The organism is uncultured Microbacterium sp., from assembly GCF_963521695.1.
Lineage (GTDB): Bacteria > Actinomycetota > Actinomycetes > Actinomycetales > Microbacteriaceae > Microbacterium.
Genome location: NZ_CAUQWC010000068.1, coordinates 1 through 14950 on the forward strand (window position 1 = coordinate 1; position 14950 = coordinate 14950).

Below are 14950 nucleotides of genomic sequence, written 5' to 3' on the forward strand. Positions count from 1 at the left end.
TCCGCTGTGGTCGGGGGCGTCGCCGTTCGTGAGGCTGCCGGTCCCTTCGACGGGGTCAGGGACCTTCGACGGGCTCAGGGACCTCGACGGGCTCAGGGACCTCGGTGCGCGCGCGGACGCGATCGGTGGCTGAGCTTGTCGAAGCCACCTCCCTCGATCTCCGCAGCGTCCCCGCTACAGTGTCGGCGTCAGGGTGATGGTGCTGCCCTTGGGGGCGGTCTCGCCCGCCTTGGGGTTCGTGGCCCGCACCTTGTAGATGTCCCAGTACGTGAAGCCGAGCGGCAGCGTGCCGTCGTCGATGCCCGCGTTCACCTCGAACCCGAGTCCCTCCAGCGCCGTCACCGCCTCGCGGATGGTCATCCCCACGACGTTTCCGGGGATCTCCACCGGCTCCGGCCCGATCGACACGATCAAGGGCACGGTGTCACCGGGGCGCCAGTTGCCCTCGCCGTCGCGGTCGCCGATTCCGATGACGACCCCGGATGCCACGCTGTCGCTGTACCGTTCCGAGATCGAGGTGGCGAGGCCGGCCTCGTCGAGCGTGCGCTCGGCACGTGACTGCGACTCGCCGGAGACGTCGGGGAGAGGACCCAGCGACACGACCAGCGATGCCGCGTCGCCCTCGTACACGGTGCAGCCGTCGGTGCAGCCGATGGCGTCGCCGCCGGATCGGGGGATGACGGATGCCGACAGCACGGTGCCGTCGCCGGCATCCGAGAACTCCCGCGCGGGCTCGTCAGAGACGCCGACGAACGCGGCCGCGAAGATGCCGTTCACCTCGTCGGCGCTCTTGCCGGCGAGAGCGGGGATCTGATGCGTGGCGGGGCCGACGGAGACGTACACGGTCACGAGCGCGTCCTTGTCGAGGCGCGCACCCGGCGCGGGGTCGGACCCCACCGTCGTTCCCGAGGGGATGTCGCGGTCGTTGACCTCTTGCGCTTGCGCGCGCAGCTGGTTGGTCGCCAGCAGCGTCTCGGCGTCGGCGAAGGTCCGCTGCGACACGTCGGGAACGGCCACGAGGGATCCGGGGCCCGAGCCGAAATACCAACCGGTACCCGCCGCGCCGACGGCCAGCAGCAGCACGACCACGAGAGTCCAGACGCCCCGGGTGGTGCGGCGGCGGGTGCGGGTGCGCAATCGCGTGGCGTTGTCGGGCTCTTCGGCGGTGGCGACGGGCAGTGACGCGGTCTGGGGGAGCACCTTGGTGAGCTCGCGCGATTCGGCGGCGCTGGCGGCCCCGGTGGTGCCGACGGCGACGGCGCGGGCGACCTGAGGGGCGAGCCCCAGCTCCTTCTCGACCGCGCGCAGGCGCTCCAACATCGTGCCGGCGTCGAGAGGACGGTCATCGGGCCGGCGCTCGGTGGCCCAGAGCACGAGCTCGTCGAGCTGTTCGGGCACCGACGGGTTCTTCACGCTCGGACGCGGGACCGAGTCGGTCGCGTGCTGGTAGGCGATCTGCATGGGCTGCTCGCCCTTGTAGGGCTGCTCGCCGGTGAGCATCTCGTAGAGCATGATGCCGAGTGAATAGATGTCGCTGCGGGCGTCGGCGGTGCCGCGCGTGACGAGTTCGGGTGCGAGGTAGGCGATGGTGCCCATCAGCTGCGCGCCGCTGGCGGTGTTCGCGGTCGTCGCCCGCGCGAGGCCGAAATCGCCGATCTTGATGCGGCCGTCCTCGGCGAGGAGCACGTTCTCGGGTTTCACGTCGCGGTGCACGATGCCGGCACGGTGGGCGGCGGAGAGCCCCGACAGGATGGCATCCATGATCGTCAGGGTCTGATCGATCGTGAGTCGTCGGTGCTCGCGCAGGAGTTCGCGCAGCGTGATGCCGGGGAGGTACTCCATGACCAGGTAGGCCATCTCGCCGTCCTGGCCCTGGTCGAACACGTTCACCACGTGCGGATCGCTCAGACGCGCGGCGGAGCGGGCCTCCTGGATGAACCGGCTCTGGAACACGGTGTCGTCACTGAGGTGGCCGTGCATCACCTTCAGCGCCACCCGACGCTCGAGCCGCAGGTCGGTGGCGACGTACACGGTCGCCATGCCGCCGCGCGCGATGCGCGCGCGCACCCGGTACCGGCCGTCGACGAGACGGCCGATCAGCGGGTCTGCCTGCTGACTCGTGCTCACGGGTCGAGTCTACGGAGCGGCCCCTGTGAGCCCGGGCAACGGCTCACCGTGGGCCGCGACTCAGCCCAGAACCGCGAGCCACGTGGTGGCGGGCTGCTCCCACTGCGCGTAGCGATCGGGGTAGGCCGAGATCTGCACGGCCTGCGCCGCATCGGCGTACGCCATCTGCTCCCAGCCGGGGATGTCGAGAAGGCCCCGTGTCGTGAAACCGTTGGGGTCGGACGGGCCGCCGTAGAACACGCGCGTCGCGCGGTCGGGATCGCGGATCTGCTCGGGGGTGCCCCAGCCCATGCTCGGACGCTGCTGGAAGAGACCGAGCGAGTCGCGGTCGCCCCAGTCGAGGTTTCGCAGCCACGACTCCTGCATCGCGGTGCCGAGGGCGATCCGGATGCCGTGGTCGGAGACGCCGAGCTCTCGACCGATGCGGATGATCAATCGGGCGTTGTCGGACTGCTCGGCGTCGAGGCCGGGGGCGGTGACTGCGGCGACGGCGGCGGAGGCCGCGGCGGGAGCGCCGGAGGGGATCTGCAGGACGTCGCCGGGATAGATGATCGACGCGCGGGTGAGGCCGTTCGCGCTGAGGACCGCATCGAGCGACACGCCGTTGGCGCTCGCGATCGCCGAGATGGTGTCGCCGGGCTGCACCTCGTGTGTCACGGCCGCGGGGGCCGGGGCCGGAGCGGCGGGGGCGGCGGGTGCGCCGCCCAGCACGAGCACCTGGCCGGGGCGGATGACGCTGTCGGGGCCGAGTCCGTTCGCCGCCTGCACCGAGGCGACGTCGAGACCATTGGCGCGGGCGATGCCCCACACGGTGTCGCCGGGCTGCACGGTGTAGGTGACGGTGCCGGTCAGGGCGGTGAGCACCGGAAGCACCTTGAGGGGTGCGGTCGGCAGGGAGCTGAGGGGCGGCGCCGGGGGTGCCGCATGGGCCGCGCCTTCTCCGGCGAGGCTCAGGGCGATGGTGCCCGCCACGGCGGCGGGCCAAGCGGCGACGACGCGTCGGGTCGTCGGCGGGGCAGGGAAGGGGAGTCGTCGCATGGTGGGGGGATTTCCGTTCGTCAGACTGCCCGCCACGCTCGCATGCCGCGATACGGATGTCAACGTGTGAGGCGCATGTGACGGATGTGACACGAGTGACGACGACGTCGCGGAGGTGTACCGTCGGCAGAGGATCGGGCCGAGGCGTGCCGTCGGCGGAGGACAGGGCCGAGGCGCGCCGTCGGCGGAGGGTGAGATAGTTGCAACGTGACAGAGACGACCCGTTACGAAACCGACTGGCTGACGATCCCCGACCTCGTGGAGCTCCTCGACGAGCCCCTCGGCCGGGTGCGTCGACTGATCGACGAGGACTACCTCGTCGGATCCCGCCGTGACGGTGTGTTCAAGGTGCCCTCCGTGTTCCTCGCCGAGGGGCGCCCGCTGCCCGCGCTGCGCGGCACGATCATCGTGCTGCACGACGCCGGGTTCGACCCCGACGAGACCATCGACTGGTTGCTCACGCCGGAGCAGACGATCGGCGTCGCCCCCATCGAGGCTCTGCGTGCGGGACGCAAGAGCGAGGTGCGCCGGGTCGCCGCGACCCTCGCCTGAGCTTTCGAGAGGGCGGAGTCGGTCGCGGCCGAACCGTGGCATGAGCCGGTCAGGCGTCGGCACCGACGGCTGATCCGGCTGCGCCGACGGTCACCGCCGGCGCTCGGTCAGGCCGCGCGATCCGTGGCCGCGCGGGCGAGCGTCCGCAACTCGTCGACCGCATCGGCTCGCAGCGGTGCTTCAGCGAGAGCGAGGTCGGCGCGACGGGCGTAGTGGGCGATGAGCTCCTCGGTACGCGCGAGCGCGCCGCTGTCGACGATCGTTCGCTGCAGGATGCCGATCTGCTCGGCATCCAGAGCCGGGTCGCCCAGCCGCTGGTCGATCGCCTGACGCTCCTGCGGGGAGACGGCTTCGCGGGCGTAGGCCACCAGCACGGTGCGCTTGCCCTCGCGCAGATCGTCGCCCACGGGCTTTCCCGTCACGGCGCTGTCGCCGAAGACGCCGAGCACGTCGTCGCGCAGCTGGAACGCCATGCCCACGTCGTGGCCGAACCGGCCCAGCGCGTCGCTCTGCGCGTGAGCGGCACCGCCGAGCGCCGCACCGATCTGCAGCGGCTGCTGGATGCTGTAGCGCGCCGACTTGTACGAGGCCACCCGCAGGGCGCGTTCGGCATGCGTGTCGTCGGGGTGGACGGTGTACGCGGACTCCTCCGCCACGTCGAGGAACTGTCCGATGGTGACGTCGCGGCGCATCTGCGCGTATGCCCGCCGGGTCGCATCGGCGGTGGGGGAGCCGCGCAGGCCCTCCTCGAGCAGGTCGTCGCTCCACGCCACGAGGAGGTCGCCGAGCAGGATGGCCCCTGAGCGCCCGAACGTGTCGGAGTCGCCCGTCCAGCCCGCGTCCCGGTGCGCGGCCTGCAGGGCGCGATGCGCCGCGGGTTGTCCGCGACGGGTGTCGGAATTGTCGACGAGGTCGTCGTGCACGAGGGCGGCCGCGTGGAAGATCTCGAGAGAGGTGGCCACGGCGAGGGCGGCGTCGTCGAAGCCGGCGGGTGCCGGGCGCACGGCCCCCCAGCCGGTGAGGCAGAAGCGCGCGCGCAGACGTTTTCCGCCGCGGAGCGCGGACGCGCCGGATCGCGTGAGCATCTCTGCCTCCGGACCGAGAGCGGCGGCGTACAATAGCTGTTCGGTGAGGAAGTTGTCGAGTCGCTGGGAAACAGCTTCGATCGGTTCCGGCGAGGTCGGCACGGGCCTAGCCTAGTGATCCTCGCCCCACGTAGAATCGTCCGCATCGAAGAATAGAGGGGGATGCATGCCACTCTCCGAACAGGAGCAGCGTCTGCTGGATGAGATGGAGCGCCATCTCATGAGTAACGACACAGATGTCGTCACCGCCCCCAGTCGCGCCCTGAGCTACCGCAACATCGTCCTCGGCTCGATCCTGGTGCTCGCCGGGCTCGGCGCCCTGGTGGTGGGCGTGTCGATCGGCTTCAATACGGGCTTCCTCGGCATCGCGATCGGTGTGCTCGGCTTCCTCCTGATGGTCGGCGGCGTGATCTTCGCGGTGACACCCACGCGCGGGTCGGTCGCCACCGCCCCCGGTGCCGGAGCATCCGGCGGCGCCAAGCCGCGGGCAGCGCGTGCCTCGGGCTCGACGTTCATGGACCGCATGAACGAACGGTGGGACCGCCGCAACGAGGGGCAGTAACCCTCCCCGATTCCTTGTGAAGCACCGGCTCTTCGGAGCCGGTGCTTTTTCGTGCGCCCGGGGCGTGGCCCGCGCACGTCTTCTCCGGGTTCGGTGACCCGCCGAGGAGCCGCCGGCGAGTGGCGCCCTCACCGCCGGTTCAGGCCTGCGGTGGACTGGGGAGCGGCCGAGCCCTCCCTTTTCCTCCACGGGCGCCGTCTCGCCGACTCCGCTTACCCGGAGAACCCCGTCATTCCGCGAATTTCGCGCGTCGTCGCGAGGGGCGGCCCGCACCGTACACGTCGGCGACTTCGAACGGAAGATGCCGCTTTCGATAGCTAAGTGGAGGCCAGTGGAGTAAAGTGGGGGAAACTTCGCAGGCCGGACGAAGGGGGGTGGGTGCCCGAATGCTGCTCGGCACGCACACTCCCAAGCTCGATGACAAGGGGCGCGTCATCCTGCCCGCGAAGTTCCGCGACGATCTCGGCGCCGGAGTGGTGATCACCCGGGGGCAGGACCGCTGCCTCTACGTGTTCAGCACCGAGGAGTTCGAGCGCGTGCACGAGCGGATCCGCGAGGCTCCGCTCAGCAACAAGCAGGCCCGCGACTTCCTGCGCATGTTCCTCTCGGGGGCCAGCGCCGAGAAGCCCGACAGCCAGAACCGCATCACCGTCCCCCCGGCCCTGCGCAGCTACGCCGGTCTCGGTCGCGAGCTCGTCGTCACCGGCGTCGGCGCCCACGCCGAGATCTGGGACGCCGAGGCCTGGAACGCCTATGCGGAGAGCAACGAAGACACGTACGCCGAGATGGAGCAGGAGGTGATCCCGGGACTGTTCTGACCCTCCGGCTGTGATGCCCAGCCGCACGCCCTGACGCACTTCCCCGGCGCCAGGTCGATGCGGATGGGGATCAGAGCCGAAGGATCGGACCCCGTCATCATGGACATCCGCGACATCCACACCCCCGTCCTGCTCGATCGCTGCGCCGATCTGCTCGGGCCCGCTCTGCACAAGCCCGGCGCCGTGTTCGTCGACGGCACGCTCGGAATGGGCGGGCACTCCGAGGCCTTCCTCGAGCGTTTTCCCGAGGCGCGCCTCATCGGCCTCGACCGCGACACCGATGCCCTGCGGATCGCGGGGGAGCGGCTCGCACGGTTCGGCGACCGCGTGGCCCTGGTGCACACCGTCTACGACGGGATCGCCGAGGCCGTGGCATCCGCCGGCGTCGACAAGGTCGACGGCATCCTGTTCGACCTCGGGGTGTCATCCCTCCAGCTCGACGAGGCCTCCCGCGGCTTCGCCTACGCGCAGGACGCGCCCCTCGACATGCGCATGGATCAGACCACCGGCGTCACCGCCGCCGAGGTGCTCGCCACCTACGGCGAGGGCGACCTGCGTCGGATCTTCGAGCGCTACGGCGAAGAGAAGCTCGCCGGACGCTACGCCCGCGCCATCATCGCCGCCCGCACGACGGCACCGCTGGAACGCTCGGCCGAACTCGTCGAGGTGCTGCAGGCGGCCACTCCGGCCGCCGTGCTGCGCGAGCGTCACCCGGCCAAGCGCGTCTTCCAGGCCCTGCGCATCGAGGTCAACGCCGAACTGTCGGTGCTCGAACGCACGATTCCCGCCGCCCTCGGTGTCCTGGGCGTCGGCGGGCGCATCGTCGTGCTGTCGTACCAGTCGCTGGAAGACCGTCTGGTCAAGCGCGTATTCGCTGCGGCGTCGACGTCGACCGCTCCCCGGGGGCTGCCCGTGGAGCTGCCCGAACACGCGCCGAAGTTCCGGTTGCTCGTGCGCGGCGCCGAGCTCGCGAGCGACGAAGAACGCGCGGTCAACCCCCGCGCCACCCCCGTGCGTCTGCGCGCGGCCGAGAGGATCCAGGAGGACGTATGAGTGCATCCCCGGCCATCGACCCCCGGGTCGTCGACGACTTCCTCCCCGACTTCCCTACCCCCGTCCGCGAGCGTCGTCTCACCGTCGTCCCGGCCCCCGCCCGTCGGCGGGTACCGCGGCGGCTGTTCGGCATCACCGCCGTCTCGGGCGCCGTGGTGATCGTGCTCGCGCAGATGGGGCTCGGCATCCTGACCACGCAGAGCTCGTTCGAGATCGCCTCGCTCACGCAGCAGCAGCGCGACCTCACCTACCAGAAGCAGATCCTCTTCGACGAGACGGCAGGCCTGAACTCCCCGCAGTACCTGGCCGCCAACGCCGCCGCCCTCGGGATGGTCATCGACGAGTCGCCCACCTACCTGCGTCTGAGCGACGGTGCCGTCGTCGGTTCCGACAAGCCGGCAGACACGACGTCGTCGGTGGATGCCAAGGGCCGCGGTTCGGTCGGCAACGCCCTCATCGCGGGGGTGCCGTTGGTCACCGATCCGACCGCTGCGACCACCGAGACCGGCGGCACGACCCCCGAGGCGGCGGCCACGGCCCCGACCGAGCCGACGGCCCCGGACGCCGGATCCGCGACACCCCCGCCGATCAGCGACGGTCTGCCCACCCCCGCGACACGATGAGAGCCATGACGACAGCCACCTCCCGATCCCCGCGGCGTCGCACCGTCGTCGCCCTCGCGGTCGTGTTGATCGTGCTCGTCGCCTTCGTGGTGCGACTGATCGACATCCAGGTCGTGAACGCCCGCGAGCACGTGGACAATTCGCTCTCGATGGGTCTGCAGTCCTCGCGCACCCTGTACGCCTCGCGCGGCCCCATCGTCGACGCGAACGGCACGCCGCTGGCGACGAGCATCAACCGCTACGACGTGCAGATCGACCCGTCCCTCGCCGTCGACGGCGTGACCACCTACGACGACGACGGCAACGAGGTCACGACGGCGTGGCCGGAGCTCGCCGCGCGCATCGGCTCCGTCCTCGGTCAAGACGCGCGAGACGTGCAGAAGATCGTGACGGATGCCGTGGCCGACGACCCCGACTCGCAGTATGCGGTCATCGCCAAGGCCGTCTCGACCGAGCAGTACCGCGCCCTCGCCGACCTCGGTCTGCCCTTCCTCAGCTTCCCCCCGCAAGCGGGTCGGGTGTACCCCGACGGCGCCGTCGGCGGGAATCTCCTCGGCTTCGTCGGCAGCGACGGCCAGGCGCTCGCGGGCCTGGAGTCGGCGGACGACTCGTGCCTGGCATCCACCAACGGCAAGGTGGTCTTCCAGAAGAGTCCCTCCGGCGTGGTGCTCCCGGGCACCGAGACCGTGACCCAGTCCGCCGTCGACGGTGGCACTCTTCAGCTCACCATCGACCGCGACCTGCAGTGGTACCTCGGCCAACTCATCGCCGAGCAGGTGCAGAACACCGGGTCGTTGCGGGGCACGATCACCGTCGTCGAGGCGAAGACCGGCAAGATCCGGGCGCTGGCGGAGTACCCCACGGTCGACCCCAACGACCCCACCGCGACGCCGGAATCCGACCGCGGCAGCGCCGCATTCGGAGACCCGAACGAGCCCGGATCGACGATGAAGGCCATCACGGCGGCCATCGGCCTCGACAGCGGTTCCTTCACGTCCGACACCACGGTCACGGCGTCGTCGCGCGAGGAGTTCGGCGACGGAGCGCGCGTCTCCGACTCGTTCGCGCACCCCGAGAACCGCTACACCCTCACGGGCGTGCTCATCGACTCCTCGAACGTCGGCATCTCGAAGTTCGGCGACATGATCCCGCTCGACACCCGCGTCTCGTACCTCGAGAAATTCGGGCTGACGCAGCAGACGGCGGTCGGCTTCCCCGGCGAGTCGTCCGGCATCCTGCGCGATCCCGCGGCATGGGACAAGCAGACCTTCTACAACACCACCTTCGGACAGGGTCTCGCCGTCACCGTGCCCCAGCTCGCGGGCGCCTACCAGACCATCGCCAACGGGGGAGTGCGGATGCCGCTGACCCTCGTCGAAGGTTGCACCGCGGCCGACGGCACCGTCACCGACGTGCCCGACGCCCAGGGCGAGCGGGTCGTGTCGGAGAACGCCGCCGACACGGTCTCGCAGATGCTCGAGAACGTCGCGACCCAGGGCACGCTCGCCGACCAGGTCGCGATCCCCGGGTACCGCGTGGCGATCAAGACCGGTACCGGTGAGAAGACCGACCCGGTCACGGGCGCCTACAAGTCCGACGCCTACTTCACCACGATGATCGGTTTCGCCCCCGCCGACGACCCGCAGTACGTCGTCGAGGTCAACCTCGACGAACCGCGGACGGTAAAATCGTCGGCGGCCACCGCGCCCGCGTTCCAGAAGGCCCTGACGCAGGTCCTCAAGACCTACCGGGTCATCCCGTCCGGAACCACGACCCCCGAACTGCCCAAGTTCGGCTGAGACACCCGCACACCGGTCTCGTCTCGGTAACGAATGCGACATCGGAAAGGGCGTCCGCACACCAATGATCTCTCTCAGCCTCTCCCACATCGCCGACGTGCTCGGCGGTCGTCTCGTCGCGCGCCGCGGCGACACCGGCGACACCCTCGTCTCGGGCCTGGTCGACACCGACTCCCGCCTGATCGCGCCCGGCGACATCTTCGTCGCCAAGCCCGGCGAGACCACCGACGGTCACCTGTTCGTCGGCACCGCCGTCGAGCGTGGAGCGGTGCTGGCGATCGTCGAGCGCGAGCTCGACGACGAGGTCAGCCAGATCGTGGTGCCCGATGTCGTGGCCGCCCTCAGCGACCTCGCTCGCGACGTCGTGGCCCGGGTGCGTGCCGCGGGCGAGCTGAGGATCGTCGGTGTCACGGGCTCCAACGGCAAGACCACCACCAAGAACCTGCTCGCGCGCATCCTCGAGGGCGCGGGCGAGACGGTGTCGCCGCGGGCGTCGTTCAACAACGAGGTCGGCGCCCCTCTGACGATGCTCCGCGTGACGGATGCCACCCGCTACCTCGTGAGCGAGTTCGGTGCGAGCGCCCCGGGTGCGATCGCGCACCTCGCGGGTCTCGTGACCCCCGACATCGGCGTCGTGCTCATGGTGGGGATGGCCCACGCCGGCGGGTTCGGCGGCATCGAGTCGACCTTCCACGCCAAGAGCGAGCTCGTGCGCGCCACCCGCGAGGGAGGCCTCGCCGTGCTCAACGTCGACGACCCGCGGGTCGCCGCGATGGAGCCCATCGCGCGTGAGCGCGGTCAGGGAGTGCGCTGGTTCGGCCGCAGCGAGCGCGCCGAGGTGCGTGCCGTCGACGTCGAGGTCTCGGCATCCGGAACACGCGCCGACCTGCTCGTCGACGGGCAGGCGTACACCCTGACGCTTCGCGTGCTGGGCGAGCACCACGTCATGAACGCCCTCGCCGCCCTCGCCGCCGCCACCGCCCTGGGTGTGCCGACGGCTGAGGCCATCGCGCGCCTCGAGACGGTCGAGATCGCCGAGCGGTGGCGTATGCAGCCGCTGGGTTCCGACCGTGTGCGCATCATCAACGACGCCTACAACGCCAGCCCCGACTCGATGGCCGCTGCCCTTCGCACCCTCGCGCAGATCACCGGCCCCGGCGAACGCACGGTCGCCGTGCTCGGGGCCATGAGCGAGCTGGGCGAGTACGCCGACGAGGAGCACGACCGCGTGGGGCTCCTGGCCGTGCGCCTGCGCATCCAGCGCATCGTCGTCATCGGTCCCGAGGCCCGCCGCATGTACCTCGAGGCCATCGCCCAGGGGTCGTGGGACGGCGAGGCCGTCTTCTTCCCCGACGCCGACGCCGCGTACGACTACCTCTCGACCGAACTGCGCGACGGTGACCGCGTGCTGGTGAAGTCGTCCAACTCGGCGGGGCTCCGGCATCTCGGCGACCGTCTGGGAGACTTGTTCGCGTGAGATCACTTCTGACAGCAGCGGCGATCTCGCTCGCCTTCACCCTGTTCCTCACACCGGTGTTCCTCCGATGGTTCCGGCGGTGGGGCTGGGGTCAGGTCATCCGTACGCCCGAGAACGTGCACAACCCCTCTCACGGGGCCAAGCGCGGCACGCCCACCATGGGCGGCACGATCTTCATCCTCGGCACGATGATCGGCTACCTCATCGGGTCCTACGCCGGCAACAATCCGCCGACGCTGTCGGGGCTGCTGGTGCTGTGGCTCATGCTCGGATTCGGCGTGGTCGGCTTCATCGACGACTACATGAAGGTGCGCCACCAGAACAGCCTGGGCCTGTCGGGCTGGCGCAAGATCGCCGGCCAGATCATCGTGACGGTCCCCTTCGCGGTCGTCGCCCTGAACTTCCCCAACAACTTCGGCCAGACGCCCGCTTCCGAGTACATCTCCGTCTTCCGCGACATCCAGGTGCTCTCGCTCTTCGCCCTGGGTCCCGTGCTCGGCTGGCTGCTGTACCTGGCGTGGATCTCGTTCATCGGCACGGCGGCATCCAATTCGGTCAATGTCGCCGACGGGCTCGACGGTCTCGCCGCCGGCTCCGGCATCTTCGTCGTCGGCGCCTACAGCCTCATGGCCTTCTGGCAGAACAAGCAGATGTGCGCCGATGTGCTCGACCCCGCGGTGCAGGCCGGATGCTACGCCGTGCGCGACCCGTTCGATCTGGCGATCGTGTCGGCCGCGTTCGTCGGCGCACTGGTCGGATTCCTCTGGTGGAACGCGCCGAAGGCGAAGGTCTTCATGGGCGACTGCGGATCGATGGCCATCGGCGGTGTGATCGCCGCCATGGCGATCCTCACCCGCACCGAGATCCTGCTCGTGCTGATCGCCGGCGTCTACGTCATCGCTTCGGGCTCGGTGATCCTTCAGCGGGCGTACTTCAAGGCCACCAAGGGCAAGCGCCTGTTCCTCATGAGTCCGCTGCACCACCACCTCGAGATGCGCGGCTGGCCCGAGGTCACGATCGTCGTGCGCATGTGGATCATCGCCGGCCTCCTCGCCGTCTCGGGCATCGGATTCTTCTACGTCGAATGGCTTTCACGCGTATGACCGACCTCTCCTCGCTCACCAGCTGGCACGCCGACTGGAAGGGCCTGCGCGTCGCCGTGCTCGGCCTGTCGGTCACGGGTTTCTCGGTCGCCGACACCCTCTCCGAGCTCGGCGCCGTCGTGCTCGTGGCCACGGAGCGGGCGGATGCCGAGTACGCGCGGCTCCTGCCCGTGCTCGGCGTCGACCTGTACGAGGGCCCGCTGGATGCCGTGCCCGCCGCCCTCGTCGACTTCGCGCCCGAGGTCGTCATCGCTTCCCCCGGCTTCGCGCCCCACCACCCGGTCATCCATTGGACGCAGGAGACGGGCATCGCCCTGTGGGGCGACGTGGAGCTCGCGTGGCGCGTGCGCGACAAGGTCGTTCGCGCCGACGGGCGCCCCGCCGACTGGGTGCTGATCACGGGTACCAACGGCAAGACCACCACGACACGCCTGACGGCCGAGATGCTGGTCACCGCCGGCCTCCGGGCCGCCCCCGTCGGCAACATCGGCACCCCCGTGCTCGACGCCATGCGCGATCCGGGCGGCTTCGACGCCCTGGTCGTCGAGCTGTCGAGCCACCAGCTCTGGTACCTCAACCTGCAGAGCGGTGCCGACGCGCTGGCACCGCACGCGGCGGTGTGCCTCAACCTCGCCGACGACCACCTCGAGTGGCACGGCGGCGCAGACGCCTACCGCGATGCGAAGGCCGGCGTCTACGCCCGCACGCGTGTTGCCTGCGTCTACAACAAGGCCGACGTCGCGACCCGGACGATGGTGGAAGATGCCGAGGTCATGGAGGGTGCGCGCGCCATCGGCTTCGATCTCGGCGTCCCGGGCCCCAGCGACCTCGGGGTCGTCGACGGCATCCTCGTCGATCGCGCCTTCCTCGAGGAGCGGGCCACCTCGGCCCTCGAACTCACCACGGTCGCCGACCTCGCCGCGCACGGGCTCGCCGCCCCGCACGTCGTGGCCAACATCCTCGCCGCGAGCGCCCTCGCGCGCTCGCTCGGCGCGACGCCGGCGCACATCCACGACACCCTCGAGCGCTTCCGCCTCGATCCTCATCGCATCCAGGTCGTCGGCGCGCACGCCGGTGTCACGTGGGTCGATGATTCCAAGGCCACCAACCCGCACGCGGCCGCCTCCTCGCTCGCCGCGTACCCCGGCGCCGTCTGGGTCGTGGGGGGACTGCTGAAGGGCGTCGACCTGAGCGAACTCGTGCGCTCCCGGGGCGACGCCGTGCGCGCGGCGATCGTGATCGGCACCGAGCGCGGCGACATCGTCGCGGCGTTCGCACGACACGCCCCGGCGGTGCCGCTGTTCGAGGTCGACCACACCGAGACTGAAGACGTCATGGCCCAGGTCGTCGAACTGGCGGCGGGTGTGGCCCGGGACGGAGACACCGTGCTCCTGGCTCCCGCGGCGGCATCCTTCGACCAGTTCTCGTCCTACTCCGACCGCGGCGAGCGCTTCGCTGACGCGGTGCGGGCGTGGATCGCGGGTCGGGGCGACGGAGCGATTCGACCGAACGACTGAGGGGGACACGCGTGACCACGACGGCGCCCCCTCCCCGGCAGGCCCCCGATGACCAGCCCGAGCGGGGCGGGCTGATCGCTCGCGTCTCGCTGGGGCGGGCTTTCCGTCCGGTGTCGACAGAGTTCCTGCTGATCGCTTCGGCGGCGCTGCTGCTGACGGGCTTCGGTCTGGTCATGGTGCTGTCGGCGACCTCTGCGCTGGACGGGGGGCAGAGCCCCTTCGACCACGTGATGAAGCAGAGCGTGTTCGCGATCGTCGGCATCCCGCTCATGTTCGTCCTCAGCCGTGCGCGCATGAGGTTCTGGCAAAGGATCGCCTGGCCCGCCCTCATCTTCGCTACGGCGTTCCAGCTGCTGGTGTACGTGCCCGGGCTCGGCATCGCCGCGAACGGCAACCGCAACTGGGTGGCGATCGGCGGCTTCCAGTTCCAGCCCGCCGAGTTCCTGAAGCTCGCGGTGGCGCTGTGGATGGGCGCCGTGCTGTACCGCAAACGCCGGCTGCTCACCTCATGGGCGCACGTGTTCATCCCGGTCGTACCCCTGTCGGTGCTGGTCATTGGTACCGTGCTCGGCGGAAGAGACCTCGGCACGGTCATGATCCTCGTTCTGGTCGTGCTGGGTGCGCTGTTCTTCGCCGGCATCAAGCTGCGCATGTTCATCGTGCCGGCCGTGCTCTCGGTCGTCGTGGTGCTGTTGTCGGCCATCGGCAGCGAGAACCGCATGGAGCGCATCGGCAGTCTCTTCGTGCCCGACGACGCGTCGTGCTACTACACGACCTGCTACCAGTCGCTGCACGGCGTGTGGGGCCTGGCGAGCGGCGGGCTGTTCGGTCTCGGCCTGGGCAACTCGAAAGAGAAGTACGACTGGCTCCCGGCCGCGGCCAACGACTACATCTTCGCCATCATCGGCGAAGAATTGGGCCTCATCGGGTGCATCGTCGTGCTCGTGCTGTTCGCGTTGTTCGCGGTGGGTGCGTTCCGCATCATCCGCCGCACCGACGACACGTTCGTGCGCATCATCGCGGGGGCGATCACGCTCTGGATCGTCGGCCAGGCGCTGGTCAACATCGGCGTCGTGCTGCGCATCTTCCCCGTTCTGGGTGTGCCGCTGCCGTTCATGTCGCAGGGCGGAACATCGTTGCTGTCGGTGCTGATCGCGTGCGGCGTGCTGCTGTCGTGCGCGCGCACGCTCCCCGAC

The 14950-nt window shown here is 70.0% G+C and carries 13 protein-coding genes; 10 read left to right on the top strand and 3 right to left on the bottom strand.

The window, feature by feature from the left end; all coding sequences use genetic code 11:
* Positions 1-174: 174 nt before the first annotated feature.
* Complete coding sequence (pknB, locus tag RWP81_RS07145; RefSeq protein ID WP_314454113.1) at positions 175-2127, bottom strand: Stk1 family PASTA domain-containing Ser/Thr kinase; 1953 nt, start codon at positions 2125-2127, stop codon at positions 175-177.
* A 60-nt stretch (positions 2128-2187) separates the two neighbouring features.
* Positions 2188-3165 carry a LysM peptidoglycan-binding domain-containing protein gene (locus RWP81_RS07150; protein ID WP_314454115.1) on the bottom strand — a complete coding sequence of 326 codons (978 nt, stop codon included), beginning with the start codon at positions 3163-3165 and terminating at the stop codon, positions 2188-2190.
* Between the two features lie 207 nt (positions 3166-3372).
* On the opposite strand from RWP81_RS07150, the gene RWP81_RS07155 reads away from it, so the two are divergent.
* Positions 3373-3717: an Rv2175c family DNA-binding protein gene (locus tag RWP81_RS07155; protein WP_314454118.1), complete on the top strand. Its 345-nt coding sequence runs from the start codon at positions 3373-3375 to the stop codon at positions 3715-3717.
* A 107-nt stretch (positions 3718-3824) separates the two neighbouring features.
* Here the strand turns inward: RWP81_RS07155 and RWP81_RS07160 are convergent, their stop codons facing one another.
* Positions 3825-4904 carry a polyprenyl synthetase family protein gene (locus RWP81_RS07160; protein WP_314454121.1) on the bottom strand — a complete coding sequence of 360 codons (1080 nt, stop codon included), beginning with the start codon at positions 4902-4904 and terminating at the stop codon, positions 3825-3827.
* 64 nt (positions 4905-4968) lie between these two features.
* On the opposite strand from RWP81_RS07160, the gene RWP81_RS07165 reads away from it, so the two are divergent.
* The 9 genes from RWP81_RS07165 to ftsW all read left to right on the top strand — a co-directional run.
* Positions 4969-5364 carry a DUF3040 domain-containing protein gene (locus tag RWP81_RS07165; RefSeq protein ID WP_314454124.1) on the top strand — a complete coding sequence of 132 codons (396 nt, stop codon included), beginning with the start codon at positions 4969-4971 and terminating at the stop codon, positions 5362-5364.
* A gap of 386 nt (positions 5365-5750) precedes the next feature.
* The gene (mraZ, locus tag RWP81_RS07170; RefSeq protein ID WP_055957500.1) at positions 5751-6182 is read left to right on the top strand and encodes a division/cell wall cluster transcriptional repressor MraZ; all 432 of its coding nucleotides are present in this window, start codon (positions 5751-5753) and stop codon (positions 6180-6182) included.
* Between the two features lie 99 nt (positions 6183-6281).
* On the top strand, positions 6282-7235 hold the full coding sequence (gene rsmH, locus RWP81_RS07175) for a 16S rRNA (cytosine(1402)-N(4))-methyltransferase RsmH (RefSeq protein ID WP_314454129.1): 954 nt from the start codon (positions 6282-6284) through the stop codon (positions 7233-7235).
* Complete coding sequence (locus RWP81_RS07180; RefSeq protein ID WP_314454131.1) at positions 7232-7858, top strand: hypothetical protein; 627 nt, start codon at positions 7232-7234, stop codon at positions 7856-7858. The genes rsmH and RWP81_RS07180 overlap by 4 nt, the downstream gene beginning before the upstream one ends.
* Positions 7859-7863: 5 nt before the next feature.
* Positions 7864-9657: a penicillin-binding protein 2 gene (locus tag RWP81_RS07185; RefSeq protein WP_314454133.1), complete on the top strand. Its 1794-nt coding sequence runs from the start codon at positions 7864-7866 to the stop codon at positions 9655-9657.
* 64 nt (positions 9658-9721) lie between these two features.
* Entirely contained in the window at positions 9722-11134 is a 1413-nt protein-coding gene (murF, locus tag RWP81_RS07190; RefSeq protein WP_314454135.1) for a UDP-N-acetylmuramoyl-tripeptide--D-alanyl-D-alanine ligase, read from the top strand.
* A complete protein-coding gene (mraY, locus tag RWP81_RS07195) occupies positions 11131-12237 on the top strand; it encodes a phospho-N-acetylmuramoyl-pentapeptide-transferase (RefSeq protein WP_055957487.1) in 1107 nt (368 codons plus the stop codon). The genes murF and mraY overlap by 4 nt, the downstream gene beginning before the upstream one ends.
* The gene (gene murD / locus RWP81_RS07200; RefSeq protein ID WP_399540561.1) at positions 12219-13754 is read left to right on the top strand and encodes a UDP-N-acetylmuramoyl-L-alanine--D-glutamate ligase; all 1536 of its coding nucleotides are present in this window, start codon (positions 12219-12221) and stop codon (positions 13752-13754) included. The genes mraY and murD overlap by 19 nt, the downstream gene beginning before the upstream one ends.
* A gap of 11 nt (positions 13755-13765) precedes the next feature.
* Positions 13766-14950 (top strand): putative lipid II flippase FtsW (gene ftsW, locus RWP81_RS07205; RefSeq protein ID WP_314454139.1); only part of this gene is annotated, 1185 nt, incomplete at its 3' end.